The sequence below is a fragment of the Streptomyces ferrugineus genome, assembly GCF_015160855.1.
Classification (GTDB): domain Bacteria; phylum Actinomycetota; class Actinomycetes; order Streptomycetales; family Streptomycetaceae; genus Streptomyces; species Streptomyces ferrugineus.
In genome coordinates this window covers 9049402-9059855 of sequence record NZ_CP063373.1, presented here as the reverse complement: position 1 = coordinate 9059855, position 10454 = coordinate 9049402, and the positions used below count along the sequence as shown (strand labels likewise).

Here is a 10454-nt window from a genome sequence, read left to right as displayed (position 1 = left end):
GATGTGGCTGACGTACGCTCAGCTGCCTTGCAGGGATTCGAGAGAAGGCGCACAGAGCCATGACCGACAGACCGTCAGAAGGTCCCAGACCAGGATCCGACGAGGGAGCGGAGCCGTCCTCGTCGTCCATATCCGACGCCGAGTGGGAGAAGTTCGTCCAGGACAGCGAGCGGGGTGCGGGTGCTCCGGCGCCGAAGGAACCCTCCGCCCGTGCCCGCATGGTCACCGAGCGGCTCCGGCAGCAGGACGCGCGGGGCGAGTTGCCCCCGGGGTGGCGTACCGGGCCCGCCTGGCAGGAGATGGACGGGCGGGCCGCCCGGCGCCGGCGGCGGTGGGCGATCGTCGGAGTACCGCTCGCCGTGGCCGTCGCCGTCGTGGCGATACGGCCCTCGCTGATACCCGGCGACCCGTTCGGCACCACCAGCACCACCACCTCGTCCCCGGAGGGCCCAGCCGCGTCGCCGCTCCCGCAGGAGACCGCCGCCCCGACGGCCGCGCCCGGAGCCGCCGATCCCGCAGTCCCCACCGTGGCCCGGCCGTTCGCCGGCTCGCCGGCCGAGCGCTGGGCCGACGGCGAGGCCGGCATCGCACTGCCGAAGGCCACCCCGGTCGGGACCCTGTCCAAGGCGCAGGTGGAGCAGGCGCTGCGGCAGACCAGAAAGCTCCTGGTCGACGCCAACCTCGACCCGGCCACGCTCCGCGGCGAGCGCCCGGAGACCGCCCTCGGCGTCATCGAGCCCCGCCAGACGGAACTGCTCGACCTGCTGACCCGCTCGCTGCGCAAGCCGGACAAGGACCACGACCCGCTGTTGATGTTCTCCCGCTTCGACCCCGACGAGGTGCGGCTCGCCGGCGACGTCGTCAAGACGCGCGGGCGCATGACGTTCAAGGCGGGTGAGCACGCCTCCGTCGTCGTGCACGCCGACTACACCTTCGTCTATCCACTCGTCCGCGAGGGCTCGACCGAGGTGGCCCGCACCATCGTCCGCCGGGTCGTCGACGTCGAGCTCTCCGACCCGGCGAAGTACCAGGTCACTCCGGGGAAGGTCGCCGTAGTGCGCTACGACCAGGAGATCGGCAACTCGGCCTGCGACGTGTACGACGGCTATCTGCATCCGCAGTTCGACTCGTCGGCACCCACCGGCGCACCCCCCACCGGCCCGACGACGGACCCGTACGACCGCAGCAAGGACCTCGACGCGGACCGCGCGGAGGGATGCGGCACCGTCTCCCGCACCTGACGCGTGGGGCGACCGGCATGAGAAGGGCCCCGCAGGGCGGAGCCGCGGGGCCCTTCTATCGTCAGCACCGACGTCAGGGCAGCGTCGGTGCCTGGGGAAGCGGCGCCGGGGGGTTGCGCCGCTTTTCATGGTCCATCGGTGGTCTCGACCTCTGGCAGTGCGGCGAGGCACGGCCGGGCCGGAGACATCGCGGGACTGGGGCGGTGGGACTCGGGCTTTGCTACGCATCGTGCTGGAAGGACCCGGCCTTCGCAACCTTTCGGACCGGCCTTGTACTCCTTCTCGCCCTTTCCGCCGGTCGGCCCCGGGCGTCCCCGGAGCCGACCGTTCTCTGGGTGACCGGGCTGCTGTCCCCTGCCGTCCGGTCACTCTTCCGGAGCGAGGTCCCACGGCGCACGGTGTGATCCGTCCGCCTCATCGCTCCAGCGAGCCACGCGTGGTTCTTTCGGGCCCGCCCCTGGCTGGCACGGACACCGGTTCCAACGAAGCGGTGCAGGAGGCGTCACGCTCCGTACGGGTGAGACGGGCACCGAACTCAGATGCGACCCCGGCACAGTTCGAGCAGCGTCATGGCCAGGGACGTGCCCGGCTTGCCCAGCGCGTCCCGGTAGTGGCCGAGGACATCCATCTCCCGGGAGAGGTTCACGCGCCGGCCGCCGGAGGAGATCCGCGCCTCCTGGATCACGGCCGACACGGCCATGCGTTCCTGGATCAGACCGATGATCCGGTCGTCCAGCGCGTCGATGCGCTCTCGGGCGCCGGTGATCACATCGGCCGCCTCGGGGGTGTGGGCGCCGGTCTGCTCTGCTGCTGTGGTGGTCATCTCGGGGGCTCCTCGTCGGATGGGCGCGATGCCCCGGAGCGACAGGACCCGGAAACGTCAGACGCCCCGGACCTTGTCGGCCCGGGGCGCCTGGGAAGTCGCTTGTCAGTTGCTCAAGCAGCACGACCATGGCAGCCGGCGGGCCGGGTGCCATAGGTAAAGAGGAAGGTCGGGTGCGTGAGCATGGGGCCAGTATGCAGGGCCTCGCGGAGGCTTCCAAGCCGGTTCGCATCCTGAGACAGGGCTGAGACGGGGCTCGGCCCGGAGAGGGCCCCGCGGATCCCGGTAGACTCGGCCCCACACACACCTCGCTCACCGCCGGAAGGCAACCCGTGTCATCAGCGAACCCCGCCGCCGCCCCCGACACCGTCCTGGTCGTCGACTTCGGCGCGCAGTACGCCCAGCTCATCGCCCGTCGCGTCCGCGAGGCCCGGGTCTACAGCGAGATCGTGCCGAGCACCATGCCGGTCCAGGAGATGCTCGCCAAGAACCCGGCGGCGATCGTCCTCTCCGGCGGCCCCTCGTCCGTGTACGAGGAGGGCGCCCCCCGCATCGACCGCGCGCTGTTCGAGGCCGGCGTCCCCGTCTTCGGCATGTGCTACGGCTTCCAGCTCATGGCGCAGAGCCTGGGCGGCACGGTCGACAACACCGGCGCCCGCGAGTACGGCCGCACCGATCTGCACGTCTCGAAGTCGTCCTCCACCCTCTTCGAGGGCACCCCGGCCGAGCAGCACGTGTGGATGTCGCACGGCGACGCCTGCTCCGCCGCCCCCGAGGGCTTCACGGTGACGGCCTCCACGGACGTCGTCCCGGTCGCCGCCTTCGAGAACGACGAGCAGAAGCTCTACGGCGTCCAGTACCACCCCGAGGTCATGCACTCCACGCACGGCCAGCAGGTGCTGGAGCACTTCCTGTACCGGGGCGCGGGCCTGAAGCCGGACTGGACCACCGGCAACGTCATCGAGGAGCAGGTCGCCGCGATCCGTGAGCAGGTCGGCGACCGGCGCGCCATCTGCGGCCTGTCCGGCGGCGTCGACTCCGCCGTGGCGGCGGCGCTGGTGCAGAAGGCCATCGGCTCCCAGCTGACCTGCGTGTACGTCGACCACGGACTGATGCGCAAGGGCGAGACCGAGCAGGTCGAGAAGGACTTCGTGGCCGCGACCGGTGTTCAGCTGAAGGTCGTGGACGCGGAGGAGCGGTTCCTGACCGCTCTGAAGGGTGTCTCGGACCCCGAGGAGAAGCGGAAGATCATCGGCCGTGAGTTCATCCGGGTCTTCGAGCAGGCCCAGGCCGAGATCATCGCGGACCAGGGCCCGGCGGTGGAGTTCCTCGTCCAGGGCACCCTGTACCCCGACGTGGTCGAGTCCGGTGGCGGCACCGGCACCGCCAACATCAAGTCCCACCACAACGTCGGCGGCCTGCCGGAAGACCTCGAGTTCAAGCTGATCGAGCCGCTGCGCAAGCTGTTCAAGGACGAGGTCCGAATGGTCGGCCAGGAGCTCGGCCTGCCGGACGAGATCGTCCAGCGCCAGCCGTTCCCGGGCCCGGGCCTGGGCATCCGGATCGTCGGCGAGGTGACGAAGGAGCGGCTCGACCTGCTCCGCGAGGCCGACGCCATCGCCCGCGAGGAGCTGACCGCGGCCGGCCTCGACCGGGACATCTGGCAGTGCCCGGTGGTCCTGCTCGCGGACGTCCGCAGCGTGGGCGTGCAGGGCGACGGACGGACGTACGGTCACCCGATCGTCCTGCGCCCGGTGTCGAGCGAGGACGCCATGACCGCCGACTGGTCGCGACTGCCGTACGACGTCCTGGCGAGGATCTCGACGCGGATCACCAACGAGGTGCGGGACGTGAACCGCGTGGTTCTCGACGTGACGTCGAAGCCGCCGGGGACGATCGAGTGGGAGTGAGCCCCGTGGGCTTCACGGGCCCTAGGTGCGCTTGATCGTGCGCAGGGGCTCGCCGGGCTTCCAGACCTGGACGACGAGGTACTTGTCGTCCTCGACGTAGGTCCGCACGACCTCCGTGAGCTCGGTGCGGAAGAGGTGGAACGGCTCCGGCGGTTCCACCTCTTCGCCGTATGCGGCCTTCTGCTCCGGGTCCTCCACCTCGATCGCCCGGCCGGAGATCCGTACGTCACCGCCGCCCATGGACTGCCCCTCGCCGGGGTTCGCCTGGAGCGCGAAGCGTGGGTCGCGGCGCAGGTCGAGGGCCTTGAGGGAGTCCGGCATCATGCCGAGCCAGAGCTCGCCGTTCAGGAAGCGGACCTCCAGGCCGGTGGTGCGGGGGGAGCCGTCCTTGCGGAGGGTGGCGAGGGTGTGGTGGGTGAAGGCGCCGAAGCGTTCCTCGGTGGTGCGGGCCAGATCGGGTTCGGCGGCGGAGAAGGCTGCCCAGTTCGCTGTCATACGGGGAGTGTGGCGCCGATACCCGACATCCGCTGTCTGGATTGCGCTCCCCGAGACGGCCGTGCGAGCGGGATCTTTACAGAACATCTCTGTTCTCCTGCACTGACCGGCGGTAACTTCCGCCCCGTAAGCAACCCAGTGCTGGAGGACACATGCACGGGACGCCCCTCGGGCCCACTCCGCCCTCGCCGCTGCCGACCGACCAGCTGCGGTTCGCGATGCCGCCGATGCACGAGTCGGTCGAGGACGAACGCCGGCATCGCAAGGAGCGGCTCGCGGGCGCGCTGCGGATCTTCGGGCGGCTCGGGTTCGAGGACGGGGTCTCGGGGCACATCACCGCGCGCGATCCGGAGTTCAGCGACTGCTTCTGGGTCAACCCGTTCGGGATGCCGTTCAAGCACGTCACCGTCAGCGATCTGGTCCTCGCCAACTCCGAGGGGCAGGTGATCGACGGCCGCTACCACGTCAACCAGGCGGCGTTCACCGTGCACTCCCAGGTCCACGCCGCCCGCCCGGACGTCGTCGCGGTCGCCCACTGCCACTCGGTGCACGGGCGCGCCCTCGCGGCGCTCGGGGAACTGCTGGATCCGATCACCCAGGAGAGCTGCGCCTTCTACGAGGACCACGCGCTCTACGACGCCTACTCGGGCGTCGTCGTCGACGCTGTGGAGGGCCGCCGGATCGCGGACGCGCTCGGCTCCCACAAGGCGCTCGTGCTGCGCAACCACGGGCTGCTGACGGTCGGCGACTCGGTGGACGCGGCGGCCTGGTGGTTCCTGTCGATGGAACGGTCCTGCCAGGTGCAGCTCACCGCCCGGGCGGCGGGGCGTCCGGTGCTGATCGAGCATCGGCAGGCGGTGGCCACGCGGGAGCAGTTGGGCGGGGATCTGGTGGCGTGGATCAACTATCAGCCGTTGTGGCAGGACGTCAGCCGCAGTGAGCCGGATCTGCTGAGCTGACCCGACGGGGTTCTGCGGGTGCGGCTAGAAGCCCCGTAGGACGACCGCCTTCGTCATCGCGAACTCCTCGTCCGTGAGGACGCCGTCGCGGTGCAGCTCACCCAACTCGCGCAGCCTGCGCAGGAGTACGTCGTGGTGGTCGGCCGGGGGCGGGAGGGACGCCGTCGGCTGGGGGCGGTCGGCGGCGTCGATGCCGGCGCGGGTGGAGGGGTGCGGCAGACGGGCGGTGACCGCGGTGGCGACCAGGGCCGTGAGCAGGTCACGGCGGGCGCTGCCCCACAGGTCCAGGGCGTACGGGTCCTTTTCCGGCGGCAGTTTCGAGAACACCGTCTCCCGGGTCACGAAGCGCAGGAAGCCGTCCTCGTAGCCGGAGTTGGGCAGCCACTCCACCTGGACCAGGTCGCCCACGTTGATGATCCTCGGGCCGGTCGCCCGTTTCACGCGGTCGGAGGTGTCGGACCAGTCGATGCGCACCTGGGCGCCGTCGAAGGAGACCATGCCGTCGGAGGAGCGGACGGAGACCGGGACCGGCGGTCCGGGGAGCAGATACGCCTTGGTCGGTTCCTGGGGGATCTGGTCCAGCAGCAGCGCCTGGCGGATCTCCTCGGCGACGTACTCGGCGACCCCCGCACGGTCGATGTCCACCGCCAGCCGGTACGGATCCGCCGAGTCGGGCAGCCTGCCGCCGGTCGCCTGGAGCAGCGGGTCGGCGCCCTCGCGCAGCCGGATGCGCAGCCGGCCGCGCTTGCGTTCGGGCTCGAAGACGATGCTCGCGACGGCCTCGAGGGGTACGGCGATCTCCCCGTACGTCTGCCGGAACAGCGGCACGGAGCGGTGGAGTCCCGGCGTGATCCGGACCGTTGTGCCGTCGAAGGCCCAGGTCCCGTCGCGCTGGATGATCTCGGCCATGGGGAAATTCTCGCAGCCGGGTCAACACAAGGGTGCGGTCATCACCCGCGCCGGGCGGACCTGGCGAATGCGGCGCGAGCGGCCTACGGCACAATTCGCTGTCGTCGCAGGGGAGTTGTGCGCGGCGTGGTGTGTGGTGCGGGCCGTGGCCGAAATCCGCGGTGGTCGGTATGTGAGATCCGGCTGCCGGGGGTCGGGCGGTGGGTTATAAGGCCATGAGGTCATTCGGTGATCTGGGCACATGGCCGGTGGGTCGGTGGGTCGGTGGGCGTGAGGTCTGAGGAAGGCGGGCGTCGGGCGTGGCGGTGCAGGAGGCTGGGCAGGGCGGCGCGGTGATGGGCGCGCACGGAGGCGGCTGCGCCTGCGGGGACTGTCCGCACGGGGCGCGTGCGGGGCATCGGCGGGCGGTCGCCGAATTTCTGCTGAAGCGGGACGAGTTCGCCGCCGGGCAGGGGCTGCCGGCGGCGGTGGCCCACTCGGCGTCGGCCTCCCGGCAGTGGGTCTCCGAGGAGCTGACGCAGTCGGCGGAGGCCGTCGCCGAGCGAGGGCGGGCCGAGGGCGAGGCATGGCTCACGCGGCTGTGGTGGCGTACGGCGTGCACGGTCTGGGGACTGGTCGTGGCGCTGCTGCTGGTGCAGGCGCTCACGGCGATCGGCACGGGGTGGACGGCCGCGCGTACGGCCGGGCTGCTGGCGGCGGTCGTGACGGCCGGGGTGCTCACGGCGGCGTCGTGGTTCCATCGGGCGCGGGGCGGGGCGCTGGCGCCGGTCATCGGTGAGGACAACCGGCTGTCCACGTCGCGGGCGGTGGCCGGGGCGTGGGTGCTGTTCCTGGCCTACGCGGTGTTGGTGCTGGTGGGGCGGCTGGCGGCGGCGTCCGGGCACGCGGAGCGCGATGCGTTGATCGCCGGGCTCGAGCTTCGGCGGGGTGCGGGTGTGGTGACCGTGCTGGCCGTGGTGTGCGCGATCGCGGTACTGGTGCGGCGGGTCGTCGGGATGCGGGTGCTCGGGCAGCGGCTGCAGAAGGTGCGGGCGCATCGGCCTCGGGCGGCGGATCTGCTGACGGACGACGCCGGGCGGGGGACGTTCACGGACATCCAGTACGTCGTGATCGGCGGGGTCGCGCTGCTGTTCGCGGCGGTGCGGTTGGGGCGGCGGCCGGACCAACTGCCGGATCTGCCGTGGGGGCTGGCGGTGGTGGTGCTGGTCTCGGCGGCGACCTATCTGGCCGGGAAGTACGCGGAGGGAGGCCGGCCGGTGATTCTGTCGGTGGTGCGGGCGCGCGAGGCCGGCGATCTGGACGCGCCGATCCGGACGGGCGACGACATCGAGATCCGGGGGGCCGGATTTGTGCCGCCCGGGGCGCAGGGAGCGGACCGGCTGTCGCGGATGGTGGTGCGGATCGGGACGGTGCATGTGCATGTTCCGTTGGTGCCGGTGGCCGGGGGGTTCAGCAACCCGACGGACGCGGTGCTGACCGTGCCGGTGCCGGCGGATGTGGAGCCGGGGCGGGTGGGGGTGCAGGTGGTCACCGCAGTAGGGGTGGAGACCAATCGGTACTTGATTGATGTGACCGATTGACGGTTGCCTCCGGCGGTGGGGCCGGGGATGCCTGCGGCGGCCCGTTGCTGTCCGGTGGGGGTGCGCCTGGCGCCTGCGGGTGCGTTGTGGGTCGGGGCCGTGGCGGGGGGTGCGTGGGGCTGCGGGCCCCTTCAGGCGGTACCGGTGTCGGCCGCGTGGGCTCCGCTTCGGTGGGTAGGAAACTGGTCGCGCACGGTTGAGCGGCGCAGCCGTCGCGTACGTATCGTTTTTTGAGGGGTCACGGCACGGCGGGCGAGAGGCGGCTACGGGCGATGACTCACGGTATGCATACGGACACGTACACCCCTTACCTCGACGGCGGCCGGAACTGGCGGGACACCGCTACCCGTTACGCACTGCTCCCGCTCCGCGTCTTCCTCGGCGTCACCTTCATCTACGCCGGCCTGGACAAGCTCACCGACAGCGCCTTCATGAAGGACTCCGGGGCGGGCTCGATCGGCGACATGATGCGGGCCGTTCGGGACTCGTCGGCCATCCCGGCCATGGTGGACCTGGCCCTGGACAACCCGGTGGCCTTCGGCTACGCCATCGCCTGCGGCGAACTGGCCGTCGGCATCGGCACCCTCATCGGCCTGTTCGCCCGTCTGGCGGCGCTCGGCGGGGCACTCATCTCGCTGAGTCTGTGGTTGACGGTGAGCTGGGCCTCCGATCCCTACTACTACGGCAATGACCTCGCCTACCTGATGGCCTGGCTGCCGCTCGTGCTCGCGGGTGCCCCCATGCTGTCGCTGGATGCGGCGCTGCGGGCTCGGCGACGACAGCGGCTGGGTGGGTACCGCTAGCACCGCCGGCCGTCAGTCGTGTGTCGTCGCTCGTGGGGGTGGGGTGGGCGTCTGCTGGGTGCCCGCTGAGCGGCGGCGCTTGCGTATCGCCCGGGTCAGCAGTGCTGTCACGCCGGCCAGGAGCAGGCCGAAGACGACCAGGGGGATCACCGCGAACCACGGTGTCTCCCAGGCGTCGTTCGCGTCCCCGATGTAGGCGATGCCCGCGACGGTCAGGAAGGAGCCGGCGACCAGCCTTCCGGGCTGGAACTCATGACGCAGCACGGCTCACCTCCGCCTGTCCGACCCCGACGCTCAGGTCGAGGTCCAGAATGCCCGCGCTCTTGGTGCCCGTGGGCGGGGGCAGGGTCAGTTCCTTGTGCTTGCCCGGAGCCACGTCCACGTCCTGTTCGTCGTCGCCCGGCAGCTGGATGTCTCCGACGCCCACGTCGATGCTCACCTTCACGGTCGCGTCCTTGGGGACGATCACCTTGAGCTGGCCGACACCCACGTCGGCTCTCGTCGTCACCGTCTGGCCCTTGGCGAACTCCAGTCCGGTCAGGTCCAGGGTGCCGACCCCGGTCCCCAGGTCGTACTGGTTCCGTACGTCCGCCACTGCTGCCGGGCGCCAGTCCCGTTCGACCCACCGGGTGCCTATGTCCTTGGGGAGGGCGGCCGAGGCCGCCAGCAGGCCCGCGGTGATGATCGCCAGGAAGACCGAGCCCGCCCCCGTGCGGCCCAGGAACGCGCTGATCGCGATGCCCAGCCCTATCACCAGCAGCGCGCACGCCAGGCCGGTCTGGAGGCTGGCGCTGAGGGAGTGGTCCTCCCAGGTCCCGCCCGTGCCCAGCGCGCCCGCGAGGATGGCCAGCAGGAACACCCAGCCGCCGATCCAGCGAGGGCCGCGAGGCTTGGGCTGGGGCGGGCGTCGGGCCCCTATGTCCTGGCGGCTGGCCCATGTGGCGCCGAGACCGATGTTGACCGCCGCCGCGATGTCGCGGTCGCGGGAGTCGCGGGGACCCCAGAGATAGCCCGTGCCGCCCTCGTGGGTGCCGTCCTTGACGATGGGGTCGCGCCACCAGGAGGGGTAGGCGGCGGGGACCGGCGGGGCCTGGGCCTCCGGTGGGGCGTCGGCGACCGCCTGGGCGGCGAGGGGGTCGGGGTCGGGGGTGCCGCGGTGCCGTGACCAGTAGCCGGCGCCGGCGACGAGGAGGGAGAGCACCACGGCGAAGGCCAGCACGCCGCCGTTGCTCAGCATCGTCAGGAGGACCCCGCAGCCGACCAGCGCGAACAGCACGGCCGTCAGCGCCTGGCCGTCGACGCGGCCGGTCAGCAGCTTGCGCACCTCGTTCTCGTCCTCGTCGTCGTACGGGACGAAGAGCCAGGCGAAGCCGTAGAAGATGAGGCCGAGGCCGCCGGTCGCGGAGAGCACGGCGAGGGTGATCCGGAAGAACACCGGGTCCATGTCGCACTGCCGCCCGAGCCCGGCGCACACGCCGGCCAGCATCTTGTGCCGCCGGTCGCGCCGGAACCTGTGCGGCGGGGCGAGCGGGGCCGCTTCCGGGGATGCCGCTGCTTCCGCGCCCGCGGGTGCGCGCGGCTCCTCACCCGCGGCGCTCGCGGGTGCCGGACCGGACGGCGTGCCCGCGGGGGGCACGGCGTCCGGCCCGGGCACGGAGTCCGCGGCGTGCTGGTGATCAGTCATGTGTCCATGGTGACGGGCGGGTCGGCCCGGCGGGAGTGGGAATGACCCTG

Annotated in this window: 10 protein-coding genes; 5 read left to right on the top strand and 5 right to left on the bottom strand. The window is 71.5% G+C overall.

The features are described from left to right. Positions 1 to 59 precede the first annotated feature (59 nt). A complete protein-coding gene (locus IM697_RS40190) occupies positions 60 to 1241 on the top strand; it encodes a hypothetical protein (protein WP_194041846.1) in 1182 nt (393 codons plus the stop codon). Positions 1242 to 1776: 535 nt separating this feature from the next. Here IM697_RS40190 and IM697_RS40185 read toward each other — a convergent pair. Further along, positions 1777 to 2064, bottom strand: coding sequence for a chorismate mutase (locus IM697_RS40185; RefSeq protein ID WP_194041844.1), 288 nt, complete (start codon positions 2062 to 2064; stop codon positions 1777 to 1779). A 332-nt stretch (positions 2065 to 2396) separates the two neighbouring features. Here IM697_RS40185 and guaA point away from each other — a divergent pair, with 332 nt between their 5' ends. Continuing rightward, on the top strand, positions 2397 to 3974 hold the full coding sequence (gene guaA / locus IM697_RS40180) for a glutamine-hydrolyzing GMP synthase (protein ID WP_194041842.1): 1578 nt from the start codon (positions 2397 to 2399) through the stop codon (positions 3972 to 3974). A 21-nt stretch (positions 3975 to 3995) separates the two neighbouring features. On the opposite strand, the gene IM697_RS40175 is transcribed toward guaA, so the two are convergent. After that, positions 3996 to 4469, bottom strand: a complete 474-nt coding sequence (locus IM697_RS40175; RefSeq protein ID WP_194041840.1) for a pyridoxamine 5'-phosphate oxidase family protein — start codon at positions 4467 to 4469, stop codon at positions 3996 to 3998. 152 nt (positions 4470 to 4621) lie between these two features. Between IM697_RS40175 and IM697_RS40170 the strand changes: the two genes are divergently transcribed. Next, on the top strand, positions 4622 to 5428 hold the full coding sequence (locus IM697_RS40170) for a class II aldolase/adducin family protein (RefSeq protein ID WP_194041838.1): 807 nt from the start codon (positions 4622 to 4624) through the stop codon (positions 5426 to 5428). A 24-nt stretch (positions 5429 to 5452) separates the two neighbouring features. Here the strand turns inward: IM697_RS40170 and IM697_RS40165 are convergent, their stop codons facing one another. Next, a complete protein-coding gene (locus tag IM697_RS40165) occupies positions 5453 to 6337 on the bottom strand; it encodes a DUF4429 domain-containing protein (protein WP_194041836.1) in 885 nt (294 codons plus the stop codon). A gap of 299 nt (positions 6338 to 6636) precedes the next feature. Here IM697_RS40165 and IM697_RS40160 point away from each other — a divergent pair, with 299 nt between their 5' ends. Both IM697_RS40160 and IM697_RS40155 read left to right on the top strand, forming a co-directional pair. After that, positions 6637 to 7917 (top strand): hypothetical protein, encoded by a 1281-nt coding sequence (locus IM697_RS40160; RefSeq protein ID WP_194041834.1) that lies wholly within the window; start codon positions 6637 to 6639, stop codon positions 7915 to 7917. Between the two features lie 272 nt (positions 7918 to 8189). After that, positions 8190 to 8720, top strand: coding sequence for a DoxX family protein (locus IM697_RS40155; RefSeq protein WP_194041832.1), 531 nt, complete (start codon positions 8190 to 8192; stop codon positions 8718 to 8720). A 12-nt stretch (positions 8721 to 8732) separates the two neighbouring features. Here IM697_RS40155 and IM697_RS40150 read toward each other — a convergent pair whose 3' ends face one another. Together IM697_RS40150 and IM697_RS40145 are read right to left on the bottom strand one after the other, a co-directional pair. Beyond that, positions 8733 to 8984, bottom strand: a complete 252-nt coding sequence (locus tag IM697_RS40150) for a hypothetical protein (protein WP_194041830.1) — start codon at positions 8982 to 8984, stop codon at positions 8733 to 8735. Continuing rightward, a complete protein-coding gene (locus IM697_RS40145; protein WP_194041828.1) occupies positions 8971 to 10404 on the bottom strand; it encodes a PspC domain-containing protein in 1434 nt (477 codons plus the stop codon). The genes IM697_RS40150 and IM697_RS40145 overlap by 14 nt, the downstream gene beginning before the upstream one ends. Between the last annotated feature and the right edge of the window lie 50 nt (positions 10405 to 10454).

What these genes read in the sequence shown, in the direction of transcription:
- IM697_RS40190 (WP_194041846.1), top strand. Translation starts at nt 60, where the DNA reads ATGACCGACAGACCGTCAGAAGGTCCCAGACCAGGATCCGACGAGGGA.
- IM697_RS40185 (WP_194041844.1), bottom strand. Translation starts at nt 2,064, where the DNA reads ATGACCACCACAGCAGCAGAGCAGACCGGCGCCCACACCCCCGAGGCG.
- IM697_RS40175 (WP_194041840.1), bottom strand. Translation starts at nt 4,469, where the DNA reads ATGACAGCGAACTGGGCAGCCTTCTCCGCCGCCGAACCCGATCTGGCC.
- IM697_RS40170 (WP_194041838.1), top strand. Translation starts at nt 4,622, where the DNA reads ATGCACGGGACGCCCCTCGGGCCCACTCCGCCCTCGCCGCTGCCGACC.
- IM697_RS40165 (WP_194041836.1), bottom strand. Translation starts at nt 6,337, where the DNA reads ATGGCCGAGATCATCCAGCGCGACGGGACCTGGGCCTTCGACGGCACA.
- IM697_RS40155 (WP_194041832.1), top strand. Translation starts at nt 8,190, where the DNA reads ATGACTCACGGTATGCATACGGACACGTACACCCCTTACCTCGACGGC.
- IM697_RS40145 (WP_194041828.1), bottom strand. Translation starts at nt 10,404, where the DNA reads ATGACTGATCACCAGCACGCCGCGGACTCCGTGCCCGGGCCGGACGCC.